The following is a 25,036-nucleotide window of genomic DNA, read 5'->3' on the forward strand; positions in this document are numbered from 1 at the left end:
TCTGACGGGTTAACTTGAGGCGACACGCGACATGACCGACGATTCGCCGGTCTGTGCCCCATCTCACCGGACAAACGGGTGCACGGACGAGGTCATCGGGTGCATACTTGGGCCACGGCTCCACCACAGAGATTTTGAGAGGGATGTAAAAGCGATGAACATCGCAGCGAAGCTTCGCGCCCGTCGTGTCGAGAACCGCAACCGCAAGGCTGTGGACCGCGCGATCGCAGGCGCGGCTACGCCGGCCATGCGCCACGAGCTCATGGTTATCGCCCAGGCCCAGGTGACCACCCTCCGCTGACCCAGTCACGCGAAGCGGCGCCCGATCGACACCGGGTCACGCCCTGCCGCCTAGCGAGACTCATGGGGGGACGATTCGGCCTCCGGCACACCTCCCGCGTGCCGGAGGCTGAGTCATATCTAGACCCTGTGTAACCAAAGTGATGCGGCTCACATCCTAGTGGGGGTGTAACAGTCCCCGATCGTGTGCCGATGTTCCGGGTGACCCCGCGATGCTGTCGGACCCCCGACCTGGCAGCACCGCGGGGTTTCCCATGTCCGGCCGAGGCCACCCGCCGACGTGGACCCCGGCCAGGTAGCCGCCCGGCGCCTCGCGAGTCGCCTCGCGAGTCAGAGTCACCTGCCCGACGAGGTGACCTGCCCGACGAGTCGGCACGGTCGTAAGGTGGGCGACGTGTCCGAGACCATCGTGGCCGCCACCGTCCGCCAGTCCCGACCAGAGGACCGCGAGACGATTCTCGGCCTCATCGAGAGCAACTCGCGGGAAGCCCTGACCGAACAGGACCGCGACGCGTACGGGTTCGTGCAGGGCGACTTCACCGCCTCGTCGCTGGCCGCGCTGGAGGCCGACACCGGCGTCGTGGTCGTCGAGGTGTCCGGGAAGGTCGTCGGCTTCGCCGGCACCAGCCAGAACCTGGCCGCCGGCAACGGTCCCCTCGCGGAACTGCTCGGCCAACTGGACCAACTGACCCTGCACGGCCGCCCGGTCAGCGAACTGCGGCCAGCCGTGTACGGCCCGGTCGTGGTCGACAGGGCGTACCGGGGCAAGGGCCTGCTGCGGTCGCTGTTCGAGGGAGTGCTCGGCGTGTTGGCCGGCAAGGCCGACGTCGGCGTGCTGTTCGTCGAGGACAGCAACCGACACTCGATGGCCGTGCACGTGAACGGGCTCGGCATGGAATGCATCGGCGGCTTCGAACTCGACGGGCGCGGCTACTCGATCCTGGCGTTTCCGGTGCCCCGTGGCTGAGCGGCCGACGTGGAGCCCGGAGACGGTCGACGTGGACCGGCCGAACGCGGCACGGATGTACGACTACTTTTTGGGCGGGTCACACAACTTCGCCGTCGACCGGGAGGCCGCGCGGAACGCGGCGCAGGCGTTTCCCGGGATGGCGGCCATCCTGCGCACCAACCGGACGTTCCTGCGCCGGTCCGTGCGGTACCTCGCCGAGCAGGGCGTCGACCAGTTCCTCGACCTCGGCTCGGGCATCCCGACCGTCGGCAACGTGCACGAGATCGCCCGCGACGCGAACGTCGTGTACGTCGATGTTGAGCCGATCGCGGTGGCGCACGCGCAGACGATCCTCGACGACATGCCGAGAACCCTGGCGGTCCAGGCCGACCTGCGCAGCCCCGAGGCGATCCTGTCCAGCCCCGAGGTGCGGGCGCTGATCGACTTCGACCGACCGGTCGGCGTGCTCATGGTGGCGGTGCTGCACTTCGTGCCCGAACGCGACGACCCGGCCGGAATCATTGCCAGGTATCGGGATGCACTCGCGCCGGGCAGTCATCTCGTTGTGTCGCACGGCACCCAGGAGGGTCTGTCCGCCGCCGAACGCGCCGACTTCGAGGCGGTGAAGAGCATCTACGACCGCACCGCCAGCCCGGTCACCGTGCGCACCCCGGCGGACATCGCGTCCTGGTTCGACGGTTTCGAGCTGGTGGAACCGGGCGTGGTTCGGCTGTCCGAATGGCGGCCGGACGGGGACACGGAGTGGACGCCGTGGTTCGCGGGAGTCGGCAGGAAGCCGTAGCGGACGGTCAGAGTCGCGTTCGGCAGGCCGCGGCGAATCGGGGACAGCCATGGCCCTGGCTGCCGAGAATGACGAGCAGGTCGGCCACCGACCTCGGCTCCCTGCGATAGCGCGAAACCTGCCGGTGCAGCGAGGACATCACCGTGCCGGGCGACAGATCGAGCTGATCGAGCAGGAAGTCGTCCTGGTGGACCACCGCGGTGTCGTACGGGCTCGTCGACGCTGTCGGGAAATCCCTCAGGTTGTCCGTGACCAAGGTCTCTGCACCGCCCCGGATGGCCGCCGCGAGCACATGCCGATCCTTGGGGTGATTGGTCATCGCCTCGATCAAGGATTGGTAGCCGGTGACTTCGGCGTCAGGAAAGTGTGCCTTCATCTGTCCCAACCGGTGCTCGATCTGGCCGTCGGTGGCACCTCGCCGGCGCAGATTCACTGCCAGCTCGGTCAACACCGACGACGACCACAGCGGGCGGTAGACACCGGACTCGGCCAACGTGAGCACTGTGTCGCGGAGGTAGGACTTCAGTAGCACACAGGTATCGAAAAAGACGGGGTACAAGGCGGATCCGGTCACCTTTCCCCGTCGTCCACGGGTAGTCGCTCGAACGGCACGTCGAGTGGCAGGTCGTACAGCCCGTCTGCCTCGCCGTCGCGAACCATCTGGTCCAGACCGGCCGCACGCGCACGGTGGGAGCGTTCCTGGTAGGCGAGAACATCCGCCAACCGCAGGCGACGATGACGATTGGGCTGGTCGAACGGAATCTCGCCCGCTTCGAGCAGCCGGACGAGGGTCGGCCGCGAGATGCCGAGCAGCTGGGCGGCCTCACTGGTCGTCAGCACGGTGTGGTGCGGCGCGATCGTGATGGCCAGACCCTGCGACATCGCCCGCACGACATCGCGAAGAACCTCGAAGATCTCCTCGGGAAGATCGAGGCGAACCCCGTCGGGTCCGACCAGCGCAGCTCTCCCGTCCCGCTCGGGAGTCAGTAACGACAACACGTTCGAGAGGCGTTCGGGTTGGGCCGGAGGCATCACCGTGCGTTCGCTCATCGTTGCGACCATGCCATCAGACTAGCCCGAAACGAACAAAACGAACAGGCGACCGAGCTGGCAGGCCGCGAGCCGGGCCGGGTCGGTAGCGCACCGGGCGCGATCCGCGACGTCCTCACCGTGACAAGACAGCCACGCACGCGCCCACTCCGGCTCCGCCGACCACGGGTCCAGGCGGTCAGGAGCCGATCGAGCCGCCTGAGACCTCGCCCGCCGGCTGCCAGCGCCGCGGAGCCACGGCGGTTGAACTGGTCGGCGGTGACCTCGGCGATCACCGCGCTGACCGCGGTGGGGGCGCTGGTGTTCACCGCGCAGTCGCTGAACGCGACCCGCGACCAGGTCGCGCTGGCCGAGCAGGGGCAGATCACCGACCGCTACACCAAGGCCATCGACCAGATCGGCACCCAGGGCCCCGAACACCTGCAAACGCGGCTTGGCGGGGTGTACGCCCTTGAGCGGCTCGCTCGCGACTCGCCTCGAGACCAGCCGACGATCGTCGAGGTGTTGTCCGCGTTCATCCGAGGCGGCCTCCCCCAACCGACCCAGGGGAGCTTTGTCGCGGCGGGATGCCCGGCTCAGACGTCGCTCAGTCTCGACACGCGAGCGGCCCTGACCGTCCTCGGCCGCCGCGACCACGACAAGGACCAGTCCACCAACACCGATCTTCAGAGCACCTGCCTCGGCGGTGCCGATCTTCGCGGGATGAATCTCACCGGCGCCGTCCTCATCGGCGCGGACCTCGTTGGCGCGTTCTTCGCCAACGCGAACCTCACCAACGCGAAGCTCAACAACGCGAAGCTCGACGGCGCGAAACTCGGCTTCGCGAACCTCACCGACGCGAGCCTCGTGAACGCGAGCCTCGTTGGCGCGGACCTCGTCACCGCGGACCTCACCGGCGCGAGCCTCGACGGCGCCAACCTCACCCACGCGGACCTCGCCGACGCCAACCTCAGTCGCGCGGTCCTCTACGGCGCGGACCTCACCGGTGCGGACCTCACCCACGCGAAGCTCAGCGGCGCGAACCTCGGCAGCGTGACGCATCCCGGCGCCAAGACGGACGGCGCGACGAAGGACGGCGCCGTTGGCGCGTGGTGGTGACGCCTCGACCAGGTCCACGCAGTGAGACGGGAACACCCGTCGCGCCCGCCCGCGTTGATCCTCACGTGACCACTTCCAGGCTGTCCCGTGCCCGTGTCCGCGCCCCCGAGCTGGTCGGGCGCGGCTGGCTGAACACCGGTGGCAGGCAGCTACGGCTCGGCGACTTCCGGGGCAAGATCGCGCTCCTGGACTTCTGGACTTTTTGCTGCATCAACTGCTTGCACGTGTTGGACGAGTTGCGGCCGTTGGAGCGGGAGTTCGCCGACGTGCTGGTCACCGTCGGAGTGCACTCGCCGAAGTTCGCGCACGAGGCCGACCCGGACGCGCTCGCCGCCGCGGTGGAGCGGTACGAGGTGCACCACCCCGTGTTGGACGATCCCGAGCTGACCACCTGGCAGGCCTACGCGGTGCGCGCGTGGCCGACGCTGGTGCTGGTCGACCCCGAGGGCTACGTGGTGCACGTGGCCGCAGGCGAGGGGCACCTGGACGCGCTGCGGCAGGTGATCACCGAGCTGGTCGCCGTGCACGACGCCAAGGGCACGCTGCACCGGGGGGACGGGCCGTACGTGCCGCCGCCGCCGGCCGCGACCGAGCTGCGGTTTCCCGCCAAGGTCGCCGTGACGGCCTCGGGCACGCTGCTGGTGAGTGACTCCGCGCATCACCGGCTCGTCGAGCTCGCCGAGGACGGGGAGACCGTGCTGCGGCGGATCGGCAGCGGGGAGCGCGGTCGCGCCGACGGGCCGGCCGAGTTCGCGAGCTTCTCCGAGCCGGCCGGGATCGCCGTGCTGCCACCGGACATCGCCGCGCGGGTCGGCTACCACGTGGTGGTCGCGGACACCGTCAACCACCTGCTGCGCGGCGTGCACCTGGGCACCGGCGAGGTCGCCACGTTGGCCGGCACCGGCGAGCAGTGGCGGGACGGCGCGACCGACGGCCCGGCCACCGAGGTCGAGCTGACCAGCCCGTGGGACGTCGCGTGGTGGCAGCCGGCCGGCGGTGTCGTGGTCGCGATGGCGGGAAACCACACGCTCGGTCTGTTCGATCCCTTGCGCGGCACCGTTTCCCGGTTCGCCGGCACGACCGTGGAGGGCCTGCACGACGGGCCGGCCGAGGATGCGTTCTTCGCGCAGACCTCCGGGCTCGCCGCCGCGGGGGACCGGTTGTGGCTGGTGGACTCGGAAACCTCCGCGCTGCGCTGGATCGAGCCCGACCGCACCGTGCACACCGCCGTCGGCGAAGGCCTGTTCGACTTCGGGCACCGCGACGGCCCCGCCGCCAAGGCCCTGCTGCAACACCCGCTCGGCGTGACCGCGCTGCCCGACGGCTCGGTCGCCGTCGCCGACACCTACAACGGCGCGATTCGCCGCTACGACCCCGTTTCCGACGAGGTCTCCACGCTCGCCACCGGCATCGCCGAGCCCTCCGACGCCGTGCTGGTCGACGGCGAGCTGGTCGTGGTGGCCTCGGCCGCGCACCGGCTCGAACGGCCGGTCGCGCCCGGTGTCGGCGCCGAGCTGATCGCCGGTGCCGCGCACCAGGTGCGCCGCCCGCCATCGGAGGTCGCGCCTGGCGAGCTGGATCTCGCGGTGATCTTCACGCCGCCGACCGGCACCAAGCTGGACGACCGGTACGGGCCGTCCACCCGCCTCGAGGTGACCAGCTCGCCGCCGGAGCTGCTCGTCGAGGGCTCCGGCGTCGGCACCGAGCTGACCCGCAGGCTGGTGATCGCCGAGGGCTTCACCGACGGCGTCCTGCACGTCGTCGCCCAGGCGGCCAGCTGCACGGACGACCCGACCGTGGAGCACCCGGTGTGCCGGCTCACCCGTCAGGACTGGGGCGTACCTGTTCGGGTGAAGCCCGGTGGCCCGCGCCGACTCCCGCTGCTGATGGGCGGCATGGATGAAGTGGATCAATAGCACACCTGGTCAGGGCCGTCCAGCTCGCCAAGTAGACTCCTGATGTGCCCGACACCAAGCTCGAGATCCAGATGCTGCACGATCGCGTTCTGGTGCGAATCTCGCCGGAGGATGGGGAACGGCGCAGCAGCGGGGGAATCGTGATTCCCGCCACGGCACAGATGGCGAAGCGGCTCGCCTGGGGCGATGTGCTCGGGGTCGGCACCGGCGTCCGACACGTCAAGGTCGGCGACCGGGTGCTGTTCAACCCGGAGGACCAGCTCGAGGTCGAGGTCCAGGCGCAGACCTACCTGGTGATGCGCGAGCGCGACGTGCACGCGGTGGCCAAGGAACTCACCGACCACGGCACGGGTCTGTACCTGTGAGCCGGGCCCGCTGTGTGACCGGGGTCGGGTAGTCAGGCCCGTGCACGCCCCACGACGTCGAACAGCAGAAGGGCAAGCAGTGCCGGACAAGCACACGCACCCGGAGGGCGACGCCGAGCGGACGATTTCGTTGCCGGCGGTGCCCCGGGAGACCGACACCGAGCGGACCACCCAGATCTCCGACGCCCCGCTGAGTGGCGACCTCGGCTGGCCTGCGCGCGAGCCGGAGCCGGACGCTGACGTGGACGCGAACCCGACCGTCGCCTTCCCGCTGCCGCTGGTGGCCGAGCAGGGCGCGGCGAGCGAGCCCGGCGGGAACCCGGACAACGAGACCACGACGGTCTTCGGCCCGGTGATGATCGAGCAGTCCGACCCGGGGACGGCCGCGACCGACGACGGGGACAGGGCGAACCGGCGGCGTCGGGCCGCGCGGCGGGCCGGCCTGGTCGGCATCGCCGCCGTCGCCGTGCTCGGCGTGCTCTACGGCGTGGATGTGTTGTTCAGCAACGGAAACGTCCCGCGCGGCGTGACCGTGGCCGGGGTGCAGGTCGGCGGCATGACCAGGACCGCGGCCGAGCAGAAGCTGCGCGAGCAGATCGAGCCGAGGCTGGCCAGGCCGGTCGGCCTCAAGGCGGGCGACGTGCAGGCCACCCTCGAACCGGGCTCGGCCGGCCTGAACCTCGACTGGGCCGGCACGCTGGACCGCGCTGGCAGCCAGCCGCTGAACCCAGTCACCAGGATCACCTCGTTCTTCACCAGCCGCGAGGTCGGCGTCGCCACGCACGCCGACACGACCAGGCTGGTCGCCGCGCTGGACGGCCTGCGCGCGCGGACCGACCGCGACCCCACCGAGGGCACGGTCCGCTTCGACGGCCTGAACCCCGTCGCGGTCGACCCCAAGCAGGGCCAGAAGCTGGACGTGGCCAACTCGGTGCCCTCGGTGGTGGCCGACTGGGCCAGCGGCCGCCAGGTCGAGCTGCCGGTCGTGACCACGGCCGTGCGCACCACCAAGGCCGTGGTGGACGCGGCGTTGCAGCAGGTCGCCAAGCCCTCGGTCGCCGGGCCGGTGACGATCACCGGCGAGGGCGGCAAGACCGCGACGCTGGCCCCCGACGCCATCGCGAAGGCGCTGACGTTCGAGCCTGCCGACGGCGCGCTGAACCCGAAGGTCGACCAGGGCAAGGTCGTCGAGGTGGTCAAGCCGCAGCTGGCCGACACGGAGAAGGACGGCAAGGACGCCGCGATCGTCTTCGAGAGCGGCAAGCCCGCCGTGAAGGAGTCCGTGGACGGCGTCGGCGTCGACTGGGACAAGAGCCTGGCCGGCCTGCTCGACGTGCTCAAGCGCCCCGACAACCGGGTGGTCAAGGCGGAGTACGCGCACAAGCCCGCGAAGATCACCACCGATGCCGCGAACCAGCTCGGCATCAAGGAGGTCATCGGCGAGTTCGAGACCGGTGGCTTCGCCGCGGACTCCGGGGTGAACATCCGGCTCGTCGCGGAGAAGGTCAACGGCGCGATCGTGAAGCCGGGCGACACGTTCAGCCTCAACGGTTTCACCGGTCCGCGCGGCACCCGTGAGGGCTACGTGGACGCCGGCATCATCGAGAACGGCGCGCCGGGCAGGGCGGTCGGCGGCGGCATCTCGCAGTTCGCCACGACGCTCTACAACGCCGCGTACTTCGCCGGCATGAAGGACGCCGGGCACAAGGAGCACAGCTACTGGATCACCCGCTATCCGGCCGGTCGCGAGGCGACGGTGTTCCAGAACCCGGACGGCAGCAGCGTCATCGACCTGAAGTTCACCAACGACTCGCCGACCGGCGTGGCGATCCAGACGATCTGGACGCCGTCCTCGCTCAAGGTCGTGTTGTGGGGCACCAAGCGCTACTCCTCGGTCGAGTCGATCACCGGCGAGAAGACGAACTTCGTCGACCCGCCGACCAAGCAGGGGCCAGCGCAGAACTGCCACGCCGGCAACGGCGCGCCCGGTTTCACGGTCACCGACACGAAGGTGATCAAGGACCTGTCCGGCAAGGAGGTCAGCCGGAACACCAGGACCGTGCGCTACGACCCGTCGCCGAAGATCGTCTGCGGGCAGGGTTAGCACTCAGTTCGGCGTGTAGCGGACCGGCAGGTGCTTGATGCCGTTGATGAAGTTGGACACGAGGTGGCGCGGCCGCCCGGCGAGTTCGAGGTCGGGCAGCCGCCACAGCACCTCGCGGTAGAGGATCCGCAGCTGGAGCCTGACGAAGTGCGCGCCGAGGCACACGTGCGGGCCGTCGCCGAACGCCACGTGCCCGTCGGGCTCCCTGGTGATGTCGAAGGTGTCGGGCGCGGTGAACCGACGCTCGTCGAAGTTCGCCGAGCAGTGGAAGACGACGACCTTGTCGCCGCGCGCGATCCGTTGCCCGCCAAGGGAGACGTCCGCCAGGGCGGTGCGCCGGAAGCTGAGCACCGGCGGGTGCCAGCGCAGCGTCTCCTCGACGGCCGGGTCGAGCAGGTCGGGGCGGCGCAGCAGCAGCGCGCGCTGGTCGGGGTGTTCGGCGAACGCGAGCAGCCCGCCGGGGGCGGCGCTGCGCACGGTGTCGTTGCCGGCCACGGTCAGCAGGAAGAAGAACATCTCCAGTTCGCCGTCGCCGAGGTTGGCGTGCGCGAGCGCGGTCAGCACGTCGTCGGCCGGGTGCATGCGCTTGTGCGCGGCGAGCCCCTTGGCGTAGGCGAACATGTCGGCGAGCATCGCCGGTGAGCGGGGGTTGACGGGCCGCCCGTCGGGCCCGAGCGTGCCGGTGGCGTGCTCGGGGTCCTGGTAGCCGATCACCCGGTCGGTCCACGCCAGCAGCGCGCCTCGGTCGGATTCCGGCACGCCGAGCAGGTCGGCGAGGTTGCGCAGCGGGTAGTCGTCGGTGAGGTCGGCCGGCAGGTCGCACTCGCCGCGCGCGGCGATCGCGTCGACCAGCGCGGCGGCGCGGGCGGCCACGTCGGCGGCGAACCGCTCGATCCGCCGCGGGGTGAACGCGCGGCTCACGATCCGCCGCAGCCTGCCGTGCTCCGGCGGGTCGAGGTTGAGCATCATGCGGCGGACGAACGGCAGGTCGGCGGGGTCGGGGTCGCGGATCTGCGTGGCGCCGAGCCAGGAGGAGAACTCGGTCGGCGACCGCAGCACGCGCACCACGTCGGCGTGCCTGGTGACGGCCCAGAAGCCCGGCCCGGCCGGCCAGTTGCCGACCTCGTGCTCCTCCTGCCAGCTCACCGGCTCGTGCTCGCGCAGCCAGGCGAAGTCCTCGTGCGGGATGCCGTCGGCGTAGCGCCTCGGGTCGAACACGTCCGGTGCCATCGGGCCAGGATCGGAGCGCGGCGCGGGCAAGGTCAAGCGTGCGGGCGAGGTCACGGGGAAAACCCCTGGGTGGGGCCTGTCGCGCCGGCCCGACAGATGGTGAGCTGGGTCACATGTCACCGAGTGTGGTCGCAGCCGAGTCCACCGAGCTGTTCGTCGGCCGACGGGACGCCCCGCGCCAGGTCGTGCGGGTCACCGTGGCCGGGGCGTCGGCCGGGTGCCTGGTGTCCGTGCGGGGCCCCGGGCTGGACACGCCGGAAGCCGCCGAGGCGGCCGGGGACGGCGTCGTCGAGGTCGGCGTCCTCGTGGCGGGCCACGCGCCGGGCGACACGCTGGCTGCGCTGGCCGTCGTCGAGGCCGGGGCCGAGCGCGCCACCGCGGAGTTCACGCTGACCGTCGCCGAGCCCGGCTGGACCATGCATTTGGTCAACCACTTCCACTACGACCCGGTGTGGTGGAACACCCAGGCCGCCTACACGAGCCGGTGGGACGAGGTGGACTTCGCCGGCTCGCCGAGGGGCGCGCGGCAGCTCGCCGGGTTCGACCTGGTGCGCGCGCACCTCGACCTCGCGCTCGCCGACGAGGACTACCGCTTCGTGCTGGCCGAGGTCGACTACCTCAAGCCCTACTGGGACAGCCATCCCGCCGACCGGGCGGTGCTGCGCAGGCTGCTCGCCGAGGGTCGGGTGGAGATCATGGGCGGCGCGTACAACGAGCCGAACACCAACCTCACCCATCCCGAGACGACGATCCGGAACTTCGTGCACGGCAACGGTTTCCAGCGGCACGTGCTCGGCTCGGACCCGGCAACCGCCTGGCAGCTCGACGTCTTCGGGCACGACCCCGCGTTCCCCGGCCTGGCCGCCGACGCCGGGCTGACGTCCAGCTCGTGGGCGCGCGGCCCGTTCCACCAGTGGGGGCCGATGGACAACGGCGGCGACCCAACCAGGATGCAGTTCGACAGCGAGTTCGAGTGGCTGTCGCCGTCCGGGCGCGGGCTGCTCACCTCGTATATGACCGGCCACTACTCGGCGGGCTGGCGGCTGGACTCGGCCGGCTCGCTCGCCGACGCGGAGCGCGGCGCGCTCGAGTTGTTTCAGGGCCTGAAGAAGGTCGCGACGACCCGGCACGTGCTGCTGCCCGTCGGCACCGACTACGCGCCGCCGAACAAGTGGGTCACCGCGATCCACCACGACTGGAACTCCCGGTACGTCTGGCCGAGGTTCGTCTGCTCGCTGCCGAGGGACTTCTTCGCCGGGGTGCGCGCCGACCTGGCCGAGCGCGGCCAGCAGCCCAGCCCACAGACCAGGGACATGAACCCGATCTACACCGGCAAGGACGTCTCCTACATCGACACCAAGCAGGCGCACCGGGCGGCCGAGCACGCGCTGCTGGACGCCGAGAAGTTCGCGGTGTTCGCGAACCTGCTGACGGGCGCGCGCTATCCGGACGCCGCGTTCGCCAAGGCCTGGGTGCAGCTGGCCTACGGCGCGCACCACGACGGCATCACCGGCTCGGAGTCCGACCAGGTGTACGTCGACCTGCTGGCGGGCTGGCGCGAGGCGTACGAGCTGGGCACCACAGGGCGGAACGGCGCGCTCGCGGCACTGACGTCCATTGTGGACACTGCCGGCGGGGAACGGCCCGTGGTGGTGTGGAACCCGCTCACCGTCGAACGGTCCGGCATGGTGACGGTGCGCTGCGGCCCGGTGCCGGTTCAGGTGGTCGACGAGGCGGGCGAGCGGCTGCCCGCCGTCGCGGAGAACGGGTCGGTCACCTTCCGCGCGGACCGGGTGCCCTCGCTCGGCTGGCGCACGTTCTGGCTGCGGCCGACCGAGGATGTCACGCGGTGGCACGACACGGGCGGCGGCACCGCGATCGCCAACGAGCACTACGAGCTGACGGTGGACGCGGCCAGGGGCGGCGGGGTGTCCTCGCTGGTCGAGCGCGCGAGCGGGCGGCAGCTGATCGCGGACGGGCGGGTCGGCAATGAGCTCGCGGTGTACGAGGAGTACTCGCAGCACCCCGGATTCGGCGAGGGGCCGTGGCATCTGCTGCCGAAGGGGCCGGTGCGCACCTCGGCCGCGCGCCCGGCGACCGTGCGGGTGCTGCGCAGCGCGGTCGGCGAGCGGATCGAGGCGCGCGGCGCGGTCGGCCCGGTGCGCTACACCCAGACGATCACGCTGTGGCACGGCGTCGACCGGGTGGAGTGCGCGACGCGGGTCGAGGACTTCACCGGGGCCGACCAGCTGCTGCGGGTGCGCTGGCCGTGCCCGGTGCGCGGCGCGCTGCCGGTGAGCGAGGTCGGAAACGCCGTGGTTGGCCGGGGTTTCGGCCTGATCGACGTCGACTCCGGCCGGCATCCGTGGACGCTGGACAACCCGGCGCACACCTGGTTCGGGCTGTCGGCCGCCGCGTCGGTCGCGGTCGGCGGGACGCGGCGGGCCATCGGCGTCGCCGAGATCGTGGTGCCGGACCGGACGACGGCCGGGCCGCTGGTGCGGGGGCTGGTGGTGGCGTTGGCGCGGTGCGGGGTGACCGCGACGGTCAGCGGCGCGGCCGGCCCGCGCTACGGGAACCTGGCCGTCGACTCGAACCTGCCGGACGTGCGGATCTCGGTCGGCGGCCCCGAGGAGAACTCGTTCACCGCCGAGGTGCTCGACAGCGTCGACGGGGACGGCTCGCTGCGGAAACGGTTGGCGCGACAGGAGTCCGTGGTCCGGTGGATCGAGCCGACGCGGCCGCTGGCCGAGGTGTGGGTGCCCGGCGCGGACCTGCGCGACGCCGGCATGCTGCCGGTGCTGCTGATCGGCGGCACGGACCTCGCCTCGGCCGTCGAGGCGGTGGTCGCCGACCTCGCGGACCACGTGATCGCTGCGGAATCGAGTATGGATACCGAAGACCCGCTCGCAGGGGCGCGCATAAGTGCCGAAGGGCTCGGGCAGGTCGGGTACGAGGACCGGACGGTGGCGCTGTGCAACCGGGGCTTTCCCGGCTTCGCCGTGGACGTCGAGGGCACCCTGCACGCTTCGCTGCTGCGATCCTGCACGGGATGGCCGTCCGGGACGTGGATCAACCCGCCGCGCCGCACGGTGCCGGACGGCTCGAACTTCCAGCAGCAGCACTGGACGCACGAGTTCGACTACGCGATCGCGTCGGGCCGGGGCGACTGGCGGGCGGCCGGGGTCGGGCGGTCCAGCGCGGAGTTCAGCCATCCGCTGCTGCCGGTGCTGCCCAACGGCTCGGCCGCCGCAAGCACGCTGCCGTCGCGGGGTTCGCTGCTGCGGATCGAACCGGCTGACGCGGTGACGCTTGGCGCGCTCAAGGCCGCGGGCAACCCGCTGACCAGGGGCTCCGCCGAGCCCGCCGAGCCAGCACTGGCCGTCGCGCTGCGGCTGGCGGCCACCGGCGGCCGGGCGGTGACGGCCGTGGTCAGCTCGCCGGTGCTGCGGTTCGCCGATGCGGCCGGCGCAGACCTGCTGGAACGGCGGGGCGATCCGCTGCCGGACGCCGACGAGGTGGCCGTGCCGCTGTGTGCGTTCGAGACGAGCACGGTGCTCGCGCGGCCCGAACTCACCGTCGAGTCCACTGTGGACGAACGGGCGCTCGCGCCGGAGGCGGAGCCCGCCCAGCCGCTGTACGCGCGGTACTGGCTGCACAACCGGGGGCCCGCGCCGCTCGGCGGGCTGCCGGTGTCGGTGCGGCTGGAGCCGATGACGGCCGCGGTCGAGCCGGGCGGGCGGCTGTGGCTCGACGCGACCGTGGTGTCCGACCGGACCGACGGGGAGCTGCACGGCAGGCTGCGGCTGCGGCTGCCGCCCGGCTGGCTGGCCGAGCCGGACGAGCTGCCGTTCGGGCTGCCGGCCGGCGGTCACGTCACGTCGAAGGTGCTGGTGGTCGCGCCGAGGGTGGTCGCGGACGGCTCGCATCCGGTGCGCGCGCAGGTGGAACTCGTCGGTGAGGGGCTGCCGCCGAGCTGGCGGCAGGTCGTCGAGGACGTCGCCGTGCTGGTGCTGCCGGACGACGACAGCGGCCCGTTCGGGCTGGACCTCATCGGCACGTCGGAGGAGGGCGCCGAGGCGCTGATGTGGATCCGCGACCAGCCGGCCGCGGTGCGCGTCGCCGCCGGCGACAGCGCCGAGCTGGCGGTCACCGTTGCCACGCCGGCACACGCGCCGGTCGCGGTGGAGGCGCAACTGATCAGCCCGTGGGGCACGTGGGGGTTCGCCGGCCCGTGGTCGATCGGCGCCGAGCTTCCGGCGCGGGGGCACGCGCGGCTGTCCTTCCTGGTGGCCCCGCCGCACGGCACCCCGCCCGGCCGCTGGTGGGCGTTGGTCAAGGTGATCGGCGCGGGTCGGCTGCTGTACTCGGAAACCGTGTCGGTCGAGGTGACCCGATGACGGCTGCCCAACGAGCCCATCGCGACAGCCGAACCACAGCGCACGGTGACTGCGCGGACCGGCGGTCCTCAGGCACTGTGTCGGTCGAGGTGACCCGATGACGGCAGCGCAACGAGCCGACCACGACAGCCGAACCACACCGCGTGCCGTCGGCGCGGATGGGCACCTGATCGCGGCGTGGGTCGCGGGCGAACCCGTGCCGCTGCGCGAGGTCGACGACCGGGAGGCCGCGCTGCGATCGTCGACCTCGGCGGCCGTGCTGCCGGCCAGGGACACCAGCGAGGGCCGGCAGTTCCGCCGCTGGCTGGTGCAGGTGTTGGTCGCGGAACGGTTGGTGGCACGGGAGTCCGTCGGCCTGGACGTCCGCGCCGCGCCGCCGCTGGCCGAGCTGGCGCCGAGCCGGGCCGCGCTGTTGCGCGTGGGCAGCGTGGCCGCCGCGGTGCTGCGGGACGATCCGGCGGCGCGGGCGGTGTTCCGCGCGGTCACCGGGCACGTGACGGCCGGGGCGGCGGCGATCGAGCGGTTCTACCTGGCCAACCCCGAGCTGTTCGCCCGGCCGGCGTCCCGGCTCGTTCGGCACGCGCTGCTGGCCGAACCCCGCGTGCCCGACGACCTGGACGGCCGGCCGGTCCGGACGCTGCGGCGCGGCGAGCTGGTCGGGCCGGTCGAGGACGCGGTGTTCGCGGCGGAGCCCGGCGGCGTGGTCGGCCCGGTGCGCGACGCGCTCGGCTGGCACGCGCTGCGCGTGCTGGCGTCCGACGACGGTGGCCCGGCCCCGCTGTCGGCGGTGCGCGGCGAGATCGACCGCAGGCTGACCGGCGCGGCCAGGCTGCGGGAGTTCGCCGCGTGGCTGGACCGCCGCCGCGACGAGGACGTGCGGCTGGCGCCGGGCTGGGAGCATCCAGGGGATCCGAGCCAGCCGGACAACACGCACCGGCACTAGCGCGGGCGGTCGCCAAAGCCCGAGTCGGAGCCCAGGCCCAAGCCCAAGCGGGAGTCGGTCAGCCGGGCTTGATCTGCTCGGCCGCCCACTCGGCCCATTCGCGCCGCATGGTGTTGAACCGCAGCCCGTACTCGAGCGCGATCCTGCCGTGGACGGACAGCCCGCCGTCGTCCCAGTCGATCGAGTCGTGCAGCGCGCGCAGCGCGTCGTGCTCCTCGGCGGACATGGCGGCGAGGCCGGCGAGGTAGGCGTGCCCCTGCGCCGGCGTGAGCACGCTGAGGAAGAACACCCGCAGCAGGACGTCGCTGCGGGTGGTGCGCTGGGGCGGGGTCTCGACCAGCCAGTGGCGCAGCTCGGCGAGGCCCCCGTCGGTGAGCGCGTACTCCTTGCGGCCCCTCGGCCCCTCGGTGGACACGGTGATCAGGCCGGCGTCGGCGAGCTTGGTCAGCTCGGTGTAGATCTGGCTCTGCGTGGCGGGCCAGACGTTGGCGAGCGAGGTGTCGAACAGTTTGAGCAGGTCGTAGCCGCTCGCGGGATGGTCCGACAGCAGTCCGAGCAACGCGTGTCGCAGGCTCATGCCACCTACCTTACCTTCCACTATTGACATGTCGCCACCGCACGTTCTAGTTTTGACATGTCAGAACAGACAGGTTGAACGAGGAGCGCCCGATGTCCTACCTGCTCACCTTCCTCCCCTGGATCGTCTACGCCGTCGTGCCGACCGACCACTGGCAGTGGGGCGCGCTCGCCGCCCTCGTCGTGGCCGTCGGCGTGATCGCCAGGCAGCTGCGGACCGGCCGCTCCGCCGACGCGCTGATCATCGAGCTCGGCTCGGCCGCCTTCTTCGCCGTGCTGACGGTGATCGCGTTCACCAACCCCGACTCGGCCATCCACCCCTACTCGCCGGCGATCTCCGCCGCCACGCTCGGGCTCATCGCCGGCGTCTCGCTCGCCATCCGCAGGCCCTTCACCCTCGGCATCGCCAAGCAGTCCGTGCCGCGCGAGTTCTGGACGCAGCCGCTGTTCGTCCGCGCCAACGTGATCATCACGTCCGTGTGGACAGCGGCCTTCGTCGCCAGCGCCGTCGCGCTCGGCCTGATCACCCACGCAGGCGGCGCGGGCTCCGCCGTCGCCATCGCCGTGCAGCTCGCCGGGTTCGTCCTGCCGATGGTGTTCACCATCCGCTACAGCGCCGCCGTCCGGGCCAGGGCCGCCAAGCTCACCCGCTGACCCGCCACAGGAACCGCACGGCCGAGCCAGAACAGAGGACAGCACATGACCACCGCCCCGCACCTCGCCGGCAACTACGCCCCGGTGACCGAGGAGCTGACCGCGACCGACCTGCCCGTCACCGGCCAGGTCCCCGCCGCGCTCACCGGCTGGTACCTGCGCAACGGCCCCAACCCGCAGGACGCGGCCTCCGGCCACTGGTTCTTCGGCGACGGCATGATCCACGGCGTTCGGCTGGAGGCCGGCAGGGCCGTCTCCTACCGCAACCGCTGGATCCGCACCCGCACCTTCACCGACGGAGCCAGCCTCCGCGACGAGCGCGGCAACCTCGACCTCACCGCGGGCTCGGCCAACACCCACGTGATCCGGCACGCCGGCCGCACGCTCGCGCTCGTCGAGTCCTCCTACCCCTACGAGCTGACCCTCGCCGGCGAGCACGCCCTGGACACCGTCGGCCCGCACGACTTCGGCGGTCGGCTCACCACCGCGATGACCGCGCACCCCAAGACCTGCCCGACCACCGGCGAGCTGCACTTCTTCGGCTACGGCATGGCCGACGAGCCCTACCTGACCTACCACCGCGCCGACGCCGACGGGAACCTGGTGATCAGCCGGGCCGTCGAGGTGCCGGCCGCGACCATGGCGCACGACTTCAACCTCACGGCCGCCCACGTCGTCTTCATGGACCTGCCCGTCGTGTTCGACCGGGCGCTGGCCGGCAGCGGCACCATGCCCTACCGCTGGGACGACGGCCACGGCGCCCGCCTCGGCGTGCTGCGCCGCGACGACCCACACGGCCTGGTCCGCTGGTTCCCCGTCGACCCCTGCTACGTCTTCCACACGCTCAACGCGCACGACGACGGCGACCGCATCGTCCTGCACGTCATGCGCTACCCCGAGCTGTGGCGGCGGGACGAGCACGGCGCGACCGCGAAGACCGACGCGACGCTGTGGCGCTGGACCATCGACCTGCGCACCGGCACGGTCCGCGAGGAGCAGCTCGACGACCGGCCCGCCGAGTTCCCGCGTGTCGACGACCGGCTCACCGGCCTGCCCGCGAGGCACGGGCACACCACGGCCGGCGGCACCCTGCGCCGGCACGACCTGCGCACCGGCCGGGTCAGCACGCACGACTTCGGGCCGGGCCGCACCCCCGGCGAGGCCGCGTTCGCGCCGGCCGACGAGGTGGCCGGCGGCGCGGGCTGGCTGCTGACCTACGTGCACGACGCGGCCACCGACCGCAGCGACCTGGTGATCCTCGACGCGGACGACCTGGCCGCCCCGCCGGTCGCGACCGTCCACCTGCCCGGCAGGGTGCCGCAGGGCTTCCACGGCAACTGGCTCGCCGACCACTGACCGGTGACCGGTGTGAAGAACCTATGAGGGTTTGCCGCGCCGACCGCCCCCGCCGGTCCTGACCGGCCACAATGGACCGGGTGTGCGCGCATGTGCTGGTGGCCGAGGACGATCCGAAGCAGGCCGAGCTGCTCCGCAGGTACCTCGAACGCGAGGGACACGCCGTGGTGCTGGTCGGTGACGGCCGCGCGGCCATCGACGAGGCCCGCCGCCGCCAGCCCGACCTGCTGGTGCTCGACGTGATGATGCCCAGGGTCGACGGCCTCGACGTGTGCCGGGTGCTGCGGGCCGAGTCCGACATCCCGATCGTGCTGCTCACGGCCCGCTCGACCGAGGACGACGTGCTGCTCGGCCTCGACCTCGGCGCGGACGACTACGTGACCAAGCCCTACAGCCCGCGCCAGCTCGTCGCCAGGATCCGCACGGTGTTGCGCAGGGCGAGGCGCAGCGGCGCCTCGGGTGCGCGGTCGCTCCAGGTCGGCGACCTGACCGTCGACCCGGTCCGGCACGAGGTGACGGTGCGCGGCGAGCCGGTCGAGTGCACGCCGGCCGAGTTCCGCGTCCTGGCGGCGCTCGCCGCCGAGCCGGGCCGCGCGTTCACCAGGGGACAGCTGCTGGAACAGGCCTACGGCCTCGACCGCTTCATCACCGAGCGGACGGTGGATGTGCACGTGATGAACCTGCGCAAGAAGATCGAGCCGGATCCGCGCAGACCGGCCAGCCTGGTCACGGTGTACGGCATCGGCTACAAGCTGTTGGGGGAGCGGCCCGATGGCACGCCGGCATAGCCTGCTGATCCGGCTGCTCGCCATGTCGATCGTGGTGGCGGGCTGCTCGATCGCGGCGACCGCGTGGCTGGCCTCGCAGAGCACGTCCGGCTCGATCCGCCAGGAGTACGGCGAGGCCCTGGACACCGACACCAGCATCTACGACAAGCTGATGGAGTACGCCGCGACGCACCACGAGTGGGCGGGCGCGCAGGACCTGGTGCGCGCGCTGGCCGCGCAGTACGGCAGGCGGATCGCGCTGACCAGCCAGACCAAGGCGCCCGTCCTGGACTCCGCGGGGCCTACCGGCCGCCCCCTGCCGACCAACCCGACGACCACGCTCGACCCGATGTCGGTGAACGCGGCGTTCAAGCCCGCCGCGGCGAAGGACGGCATCGACAGCAGGGCGGTCGGCCCGTTCCAGCTCACCAGCGACGAGCGGGACGGCCTCGAACGAGCGGCCAGCGCCGCCGTCGGCTGCCTCCAGAAGGACGGCGGCAACGGCACCGTCACGCACGCGCCGAACGGGCGGCCGATCCTCCAGGTGACCAGCTCGACCGGGGCGCCGACCTCGGCGTCCGTGCAGGTGGTCGCGCCGCCGCGTTCGACGGTGACGCAGGCGCCGGACAAGCCCACCTCGACGAAGTCGCCCGGGGTGATCGGGTCGTGCGACGACCAGGCCCTGACCACCAACACGGCGACCGAGCAGCACGCGACCGACCAGCTGATCGGCTACGTCAACGACTGCCTCAAGCGGGACAGCCACCCAGGACTGGTCGTCGACCCCAAGCTCGGCGTCGACCAGTCGGATCCGAACGCGAAGCCGTCCGCGAAGGAACAGAAGGACCAGCAGCTCAACCGGACCAGCCCGACCTTCGTCGCGGACCTCCAGGACTGGGCGGACACCCATCCCGAGGCGAAGGCGTGCGTGACCACGGCCCGCGACCAGCAGCTGCGGCCGTTCGTCTCGCCGCCCGCGCTGTTGTTCGTCACCAACGAGGTCACCGGTGAGGCGACCCCGACGGGGCTGTCCACCGTCGGCACCAGGCGGCTGGCCGGCACGGCGGCGATCGTGCTGGTCCTCACGGTCGGCGTGGCCATGCTGGCCGCGTCCCGGCTGGTCCGCCCGATCAACGCGCTGACGTCGGCAACCCGCAGGATGGGCGGCGGCGACCGCTCGGCCAGGGTGCGCACCAGGGGCCGGGGCGAGATCGGCGAGCTGGCCACGGCGTTCAACACCATGTCGGAGCAGTTGGCGCGCACCGAGGACCAGCGCAGGGCGATGGTCAGCGACGTGGCGCACGAGCTGCGCGCGCCGCTGGCGAACATTCGCGGCTGGCTGGAGGCGGCCCAGGACGACGTGGCCGAGCTGGACGACGAGCTGGTGTCCTCGCTGCTGGAGGAAACCCTGCTGCTGCAACACCTCGTGGACGACCTACAGGACCTCGCGCTCGCCGACGCCGGCAGGCTGCGGCTGCACACCGAGCCGCTCGCCGTCGGCGACCTGGTCGAGCAGGTGGTCGCCGCGCACCGGGCCCGCGCCGAGGCGGCCGGCCTCGCGCTGTCCGTGACCGCCGAGCCGGACCTGGAGATCACCGGCGACCCGACCAGGCTGCGGCAGGCGTTGGGCAACCTGGTGACCAACGCGCTGCGCTACACCCCGGCGGGCGGGAGCGTCGAGGTGACGGCGGCCTCGGTGCGCGACCGGGTGCTGATCACCGTGCGGGACACCGGGATCGGGATCGACGCCGAGGAGCTGCCGCACGTGTTCGACCGGTTCTGGCGGGCGGAGAAGTCCCGCAACCGGCAGACCGGCGGCAGTGGACTCGGGCTGGCGATCACCCGGCACCTGGTCGAGGCGCACGGCGGCGCGGTCACCGTGCGCAGCACACCCGGCGAGGGCAGCGCGTTCACGATCGCCCTGCCGGCGTCGCGCTGACCCTCGCCAGGGGGAACGACGGGTGCCCGCCGTCGTTCCTCGCCACGGCGAGGGTCAGTGCGGTCAGCTGGCCAGCGCCGCGTACACGATGATGTTGTCGCGGTAGCTGTGCGCGGCGCCGTCGAAGGACCCGCCGCAGGTGATCAGCCGCAGCTCCGGCTTGGTGGTGTCGCCGTAGACCGCGTCGGAGGGGAACCCCGACTTGGCCACCTGCTCGGTGCGCGACACCACGAACCGCAGCACCTTGCCGTCGGTGCGGGTGACCAGCACCTCGTCGCCGGCCTTGACCTCGTGCAGCCGGTTGAAGATGCCGGGCTTGCCCGCCCCGTCGACGTGCCCGAGGATCACCGACGGCCCGACCTCGCCGGGATTGGGGCCGCCGGTGTACCAACCGGCCTGCATCTGTTGTTCGACCGGCGGCACCTGCACGGTCTTGTCCGCGTTGAGACCCAACGGCACCAGCGTCGACTTCGCGCCGATGCGCGGCACCTCGACGCCGGCGGGCTGGACCCGCTGCTGCGTCGGCGGGGTCGCGGCCTGCGTGTTGCCGGCCGTGGCCGACTGCCCGCCGGTGGGGGCCGCGCCGGTCGGGGCCGCGCCTCCGGAGGCGGCCGAGCTGCCGCAACCGGACACCCCGAGCACCACCGCCAGCAGAGCGGCCGCCGCCCCGAGACGGCGACCACCCTGCCTGGAGGTTGGTCCGGTGCGCGCGGTTGGCGTGGCGCGCAACGTCAGCTCGCGTCCGTGGCGCGGCGGCGGCGCAGCACGAACGCGCCGAGGCCGGCGACCGCGGCCAGCGCGCCGACGCCGCCGAGCAGCGGCGCGTTCACGCCGGACTGCTCGACCGGGCCGCCGCCGGTCTGCGGGGCGCCCTTGGGCCGGTCCGGCACCTGGACCCCCGCCGTGGGCTTGTCCGGGGCCTGCGTGACGGTCGAGGACGGGCCGGCCTTGTCCGTCGGGGCCTGCGTCACCGTCGAGGCAGGCGGGGAGATCGTCGGGGCGTTGTCGGCGAGGGCGGAGGGGGCAGCCGTCGCCAGGGTGGCCAGGCCGAGCGCGCCGGCGACCAGAAGCATGCGTCCGTACTTCACAGGAGCTCCTCAATTCATCGACTGCGGTGAAGCCGTTCTCCGGCAACGACTTCAAGCATGATCAGGAGATTTCAAGAACCCGTTCGGACGATGTGAAGAACCTGTTTTGGTCCAATTCCGCCTGGTCACGGGTGCCGCTATACGCTCGTTCCGGTAGTGACGAATCGGGAGGATCGGAACGTGACGGACCTGGTGCTGGCACTGGATGTCGGCGGCACGAAGATCGCCGGCGCGCTGGTGGACCGGGACGGCCGGGTGCGGCGGTCGGCGCGGCGGCCGACCCCCGTCGACGACGCGGAGCGCACCTGGCAGGAGGTCCGCGCGGTCATCACGGAGGCGCTGGCCGGCGAGGTCGTCGCCGGGGTCGGCATCGCCTGCGCTGGCCCGGTGCACACCGGAGACGGCACGGTCAGCCCGATCAACATCGAGCGGTGGCAGGACTTTCCGCTGCGCGACCGGGTGGCCGACGAGCTGCCCGGCGTGCGGGTGGAGCTGGCAGGCGACGGCGTCTGCATGGCGCTCGGCGAGCACTGGCTCGGCGCGGCGCGGGAGAGCAGGTTCGTGGTGGGCCTGGTGGTGTCGACGGGTGTCGGCGGCGGCCTCGTGCTGGACGGGAAGCCCTACGGCGGGCGGTCCGGGAACGCCGGGCACCTCGGCCACGTGGTGGTCGAGCCGGACGGGCTGCCGTGCACCTGCGGCGGCCGGGGCTGCGTTGAGACGGTGGCTGGCGGCCCGAACCTGGTTCGGTGGGCGCGCGCGCAGGGCTGGCAGGCGCGGGACGCCGCCGAACTCGCCGAGCAGGCGCGGGCGGGCGAGGAGATCCCGCTGGCGGCGTTCGAGCGGGCCGGCCGCGCGGTCGGGCTGGCCATCGCCGCGACCGCCGCGGTGTGCGACCTCGACCTCGCGGTGATCGGCGGCGGCGTGGCGCAGGCCGGGGAGCTGCTGTTCGGGCCGGTGCGGCGGACGCTGGCCACGCACGCCGGGCTGTCCTACCTGGCCGGCCTCACCGTCGTCCCGGCCACCCTCGGCGGCGACGCGGGCCTGGTCGGCGCGGCCCGGCTGGTGACCTGAGGGACTCCGTCAGGACGTTGGGTGACATGAAGGGACCCTTCAGGACATTGGTGTCCTGAAGGGTCCCTTCGTGACCGCGGTGGGTCAGTGGACGGCGATGGGCTTGACGTTGGGGCTGCCGTCCTCGGCGTGGTAGTCGGCCGGGTGGGTGCGGTCAAGGCCGTTGGACACCTTGAACGCGTGCGCGATCACCGTCACCACGACGGCGACCACGGCGTTCGCGGCCAGGGCGACCACGCCGACGTAGATCTGCGTCTGCGAGCCGCCGAACGGGTGCCAGCCGAGGAGCGACAGCTTCTCCAGGGTCAGCGCCGAACCGCCGAAGTGCGCGTGGTTCGTCGCCGGGTTGGGGATCGTGTACAGCAGGTACAGGCCCCAGCCCATGCCGACGAACCAGCCGATGACCAGGCCCCGGATGTGCAGCCAGCGCGTGTAGAGCGCGACGGCGACCGCCGGCAGCGTCTGGAGGATCATCACGCCGCCGATGAGCTGGAGGTCGATGGAGAACTGCGGGTCGATGAACAGGATGAACGCGACCGCGCCGAACTTCACCACCAGCGAGGCGAGCTTGGCCTGCTTGGCCTCCTGCGCCGGGGTGGCGCCCCGGTTGACGTACTCCTTGTAGATGTTGCGGGTCCACAGGTTCGCCGCGCCGATGGACATAATCGCGGCCGGCACCAGCGCGCCGATGCCGATCGCGGCGAAGGCGATGCCGGCGAACCAGGACGGGAACTGCTGGTCGAACAGGACGGGGAAGATCGTGTTCGAGTCGGGCTTCCCGGTGGCGTGGTTGACGATCGGCTTCGCGCCGGAGGTCAGCGCGATGTAGCCGAGCATGGCGAGCACGCCGAGCAGCACCGAGTAGATCGGCAGCGCCATCATGTTCTTCTTGATCACCTTGCGGCTCTTGGACGCCAGGATGCCCGTCTGCATGTGCGGGTAGAGGAACAGCGCGAGCGCGGAGCCGAGCGCAAGCGTGGCGTACTGGAGCTGGTTGCTGCCGGTCAGGAAGATCGAGCCCTTCGGCTTGCCGTTCGCGCCCGGCTTGGCCAGCGCGTCCGACGCGGAGTCGAAGATGTGGCCCCAGCCGCCGAACTTGCTCGGCAGGTAGATCGCCGCGACGAGGATGACCACATAGATCAGGCCGTCCTTGACGAACGCGATCAGCGCGGGCGCGCGCAGCCCGGACTGGTAGGTGTACAGCGCGAGGATCAGGAAGGCGATCAGCAGCGGCAGGTGGCCGAGCAGGCCACCGGCGTTGAGGCCCATGGTGCGCAGCACCGCCTCGAGGCCGACCAGCTGGAGCGCGATGTAGGGCATGGTGGCGACGATGCCGGTGATGGCGACCAGGAACGCCAGCGTGCGCGAGCCGTAGCGGCCGCGCACGAAGTCGGCGGTGGTCACGTAGCCGTGCACCCTGGAGACCGACCACATCCGCAGCAGCGGCAGGAACACCAGCGGGTAGACGATCACCGTGTAGGGCAGCGCGTAGAAGCCGAGCGCGCCGGCCCCGAAGATCAGCGCGGGCACCGCGACGAAGGTGTAGGCGGTGTAGAGGTCGCCGCCGACCATGAACCAGGTGATCCAGGAGCCGAACTTCCTGCCGCCCAGCCCCCATTCGTCGAGGTGGTCGAGGCTGGAGCCCGCGTTCTTCCACCGCGAGGCCACGAAGCCGAGCACGGTCACGAGCAGGAACAAGGCCGAGAACACCACGAGCTCGGTCCACTGCATCAGCGCTTCCTCCTGTCCGAGGTGCTGCTGTCGAGGTCGTCGACGGTCGGCCGGCCGGAGTGGTCGGTCGCGGAGGTGGGCTCGTCCTTGGTCTTGACGTACACGATCGCCACGCAGATCGCGCTGACCGGCACGAACGCGAGCTGGTACCAGTAGAAGAACGGCAGCCCGACCAGCCTGGGGCCGTCGAAGTTGAACCACGGCGTGACGAGCATCAGCAGTGGTGCCAACAGCACCAGATTCCACGCGTTCCAGCGGAGGCCGGAGCCGTGGTCATGGCTCCCGGCCCGAGGCGGTTGAGCAGGCGGCATTGTGTCCTCCGTGCGGCCCTGGACAGCCCCGTTGACGAGGCGTGAGCGGATGCTAGGCCGTGGGAGGGATGTCGTCACCGTTTCGAGTCGGTTACGCCCGATGGTCATGGTCAAATCGTGATATTTTTTCCGCATAGTGAAACTTGGCCAACGGGAAACGGCCCAGTCGGCGCACCGGTACGACGTCTGTCCAACGATGCTCTCGCCCATGAAGTTCTTGGCGACAGAGTAATCGCACAGAACCGGCCGACTCACCCGTCCGGCGGTATGCCCTAACCGGAGCCGTCGCAATTATTCGAGATAGGGTTTGTCTACGGTGACGGCCGATCTGGGTGGTTAGCAACCGGCCCGCTCTCCCAGACTGCCCTCGTAACTGGGGTCGACAT

The 25,036-nt window shown here is 71.6% G+C and carries 22 protein-coding genes; 14 read left to right on the top strand and 8 right to left on the bottom strand.

Annotation, left to right across the window (positions count from 1 at the left end):
- Positions 1–154 precede the first annotated feature (154 nt).
- The 3 genes from F0L68_RS42265 to F0L68_RS09885 all read left to right on the top strand — a co-directional run bounded on the left by F0L68_RS42265 (position 155) and on the right by F0L68_RS09885 (position 2,051).
- Complete coding sequence (locus tag F0L68_RS42265) at positions 155–301, top strand: hypothetical protein (protein ID WP_188316486.1); 147 nt, start codon at positions 155–157, stop codon at positions 299–301.
- A 393-nt stretch (positions 302–694) separates the two neighbouring features.
- A complete protein-coding gene (locus F0L68_RS09880) occupies positions 695–1,267 on the top strand; it encodes a GNAT family N-acetyltransferase (protein ID WP_188316487.1) in 573 nt (190 codons plus the stop codon).
- Positions 1,260–2,051, top strand: a complete 792-nt coding sequence (locus F0L68_RS09885) for an SAM-dependent methyltransferase (RefSeq protein WP_149849200.1) — start codon at positions 1,260–1,262, stop codon at positions 2,049–2,051. Before F0L68_RS09880 ends, F0L68_RS09885 begins: the two co-directional genes overlap by 8 nt.
- Positions 2,052–2,058: 7 nt before the next feature.
- Here F0L68_RS09885 and F0L68_RS09890 read toward each other — a convergent pair whose 3' ends face one another.
- Positions 2,059–2,625 carry a PIN domain-containing protein gene (locus F0L68_RS09890; protein WP_223198645.1) on the bottom strand — a complete coding sequence of 189 codons (567 nt, stop codon included), beginning with the start codon at positions 2,623–2,625 and terminating at the stop codon, positions 2,059–2,061.
- Entirely contained in the window at positions 2,622–3,101 is a 480-nt protein-coding gene (locus F0L68_RS09895) for a helix-turn-helix domain-containing protein (protein ID WP_223198646.1), read from the bottom strand. The genes F0L68_RS09890 and F0L68_RS09895 overlap by 4 nt, the downstream gene beginning before the upstream one ends.
- A 243-nt stretch (positions 3,102–3,344) precedes the next feature.
- On the opposite strand from F0L68_RS09895, the gene F0L68_RS09900 reads away from it, so the two are divergent.
- From F0L68_RS09900 to F0L68_RS09915, 4 genes are all read left to right on the top strand, one after another.
- Positions 3,345–4,199, top strand: coding sequence for a pentapeptide repeat-containing protein (locus tag F0L68_RS09900; RefSeq protein WP_149849201.1), 855 nt, complete (start codon positions 3,345–3,347; stop codon positions 4,197–4,199).
- Between the two features lie 65 nt (positions 4,200–4,264).
- Positions 4,265–6,115: an NHL domain-containing thioredoxin family protein gene (locus tag F0L68_RS09905; protein WP_149849202.1), complete on the top strand. Its 1,851-nt coding sequence runs from the start codon at positions 4,265–4,267 to the stop codon at positions 6,113–6,115.
- Between the two features lie 71 nt (positions 6,116–6,186).
- A complete protein-coding gene (locus tag F0L68_RS09910) occupies positions 6,187–6,480 on the top strand; it encodes a GroES family chaperonin (RefSeq protein WP_149849222.1) in 294 nt (97 codons plus the stop codon).
- A gap of 355 nt (positions 6,481–6,835) precedes the next feature.
- Positions 6,836–8,584 (top strand): VanW family protein, encoded by a 1,749-nt coding sequence (locus tag F0L68_RS09915; RefSeq protein ID WP_149849223.1) that lies wholly within the window; start codon positions 6,836–6,838, stop codon positions 8,582–8,584.
- Between the two features lie 3 nt (positions 8,585–8,587).
- Here F0L68_RS09915 and F0L68_RS09920 read toward each other — a convergent pair whose 3' ends face one another.
- The gene (locus F0L68_RS09920) at positions 8,588–9,814 is read right to left on the bottom strand and encodes a cytochrome P450 (RefSeq protein WP_149849203.1); all 1,227 of its coding nucleotides are present in this window, start codon (positions 9,812–9,814) and stop codon (positions 8,588–8,590) included.
- 113 nt (positions 9,815–9,927) lie between these two features.
- Here F0L68_RS09920 and F0L68_RS09925 point away from each other — a divergent pair, with 113 nt between their 5' ends.
- Both F0L68_RS09925 and F0L68_RS43435 read left to right on the top strand, forming a co-directional pair.
- Positions 9,928–14,214 (top strand): glycoside hydrolase family 38 N-terminal domain-containing protein, encoded by a 4,287-nt coding sequence (locus F0L68_RS09925; protein ID WP_149849204.1) that lies wholly within the window; start codon positions 9,928–9,930, stop codon positions 14,212–14,214.
- 97 nt (positions 14,215–14,311) lie between these two features.
- Complete coding sequence (locus F0L68_RS43435) at positions 14,312–15,157, top strand: peptidylprolyl isomerase (RefSeq protein ID WP_223198647.1); 846 nt, start codon at positions 14,312–14,314, stop codon at positions 15,155–15,157.
- A gap of 58 nt (positions 15,158–15,215) precedes the next feature.
- Here F0L68_RS43435 and F0L68_RS09935 read toward each other — a convergent pair whose 3' ends face one another.
- The gene (locus F0L68_RS09935; protein WP_149849205.1) at positions 15,216–15,734 is read right to left on the bottom strand and encodes a PadR family transcriptional regulator; all 519 of its coding nucleotides are present in this window, start codon (positions 15,732–15,734) and stop codon (positions 15,216–15,218) included.
- A gap of 92 nt (positions 15,735–15,826) precedes the next feature.
- Between F0L68_RS09935 and F0L68_RS09940 the strand changes: the two genes are divergently transcribed.
- The 4 genes from F0L68_RS09940 (at position 15,827) to F0L68_RS09955 (ending at position 20,449) form a co-directional block, all read left to right on the top strand.
- Positions 15,827–16,387, top strand: a complete 561-nt coding sequence (locus tag F0L68_RS09940) for a DUF3159 domain-containing protein (RefSeq protein WP_149849206.1) — start codon at positions 15,827–15,829, stop codon at positions 16,385–16,387.
- A 45-nt stretch (positions 16,388–16,432) separates the two neighbouring features.
- Positions 16,433–17,743 carry a carotenoid oxygenase family protein gene (locus F0L68_RS09945; RefSeq protein ID WP_149849207.1) on the top strand — a complete coding sequence of 437 codons (1,311 nt, stop codon included), beginning with the start codon at positions 16,433–16,435 and terminating at the stop codon, positions 17,741–17,743.
- 80 nt (positions 17,744–17,823) lie between these two features.
- Entirely contained in the window at positions 17,824–18,531 is a 708-nt protein-coding gene (locus F0L68_RS09950) for a response regulator (protein WP_149849208.1), read from the top strand.
- Positions 18,515–20,449 (top strand): sensor histidine kinase, encoded by a 1,935-nt coding sequence (locus F0L68_RS09955; RefSeq protein WP_149849209.1) that lies wholly within the window; start codon positions 18,515–18,517, stop codon positions 20,447–20,449. Before F0L68_RS09950 ends, F0L68_RS09955 begins: the two co-directional genes overlap by 17 nt.
- Positions 20,450–20,512: 63 nt before the next feature.
- On the opposite strand, the gene F0L68_RS09960 is transcribed toward F0L68_RS09955, so the two are convergent.
- Together F0L68_RS09960 and F0L68_RS09965 are read right to left on the bottom strand one after the other, a co-directional pair.
- Positions 20,513–21,178 (bottom strand): class F sortase, encoded by a 666-nt coding sequence (locus F0L68_RS09960; RefSeq protein ID WP_223198648.1) that lies wholly within the window; start codon positions 21,176–21,178, stop codon positions 20,513–20,515.
- Positions 21,179–21,180: 2 nt separating this feature from the next.
- Positions 21,181–21,537: a hypothetical protein gene (locus F0L68_RS09965; RefSeq protein WP_223198649.1), complete on the bottom strand. Its 357-nt coding sequence runs from the start codon at positions 21,535–21,537 to the stop codon at positions 21,181–21,183.
- 180 nt (positions 21,538–21,717) lie between these two features.
- Between F0L68_RS09965 and F0L68_RS09970 the strand changes: the two genes are divergently transcribed.
- Positions 21,718–22,608, top strand: a complete 891-nt coding sequence (locus F0L68_RS09970; protein ID WP_149849210.1) for an ROK family protein — start codon at positions 21,718–21,720, stop codon at positions 22,606–22,608.
- A gap of 84 nt (positions 22,609–22,692) precedes the next feature.
- Here F0L68_RS09970 and mctP read toward each other — a convergent pair whose 3' ends face one another.
- Complete coding sequence (mctP, locus tag F0L68_RS09975; RefSeq protein WP_149849211.1) at positions 22,693–24,339, bottom strand: monocarboxylate uptake permease MctP; 1,647 nt, start codon at positions 24,337–24,339, stop codon at positions 22,693–22,695.
- Positions 24,339–24,650 (bottom strand): DUF3311 domain-containing protein, encoded by a 312-nt coding sequence (locus tag F0L68_RS09980; RefSeq protein WP_149849212.1) that lies wholly within the window; start codon positions 24,648–24,650, stop codon positions 24,339–24,341. The genes mctP and F0L68_RS09980 overlap by 1 nt, the downstream gene beginning before the upstream one ends.
- Between the last annotated feature and the right edge of the window lie 386 nt (positions 24,651–25,036).

The sequence above is a fragment of the Solihabitans fulvus genome (genome assembly GCF_008386585.1).
In the GTDB taxonomy this organism is placed as follows: Bacteria; Actinomycetota; Actinomycetes; order Mycobacteriales; family Pseudonocardiaceae; genus Solihabitans; species Solihabitans fulvus.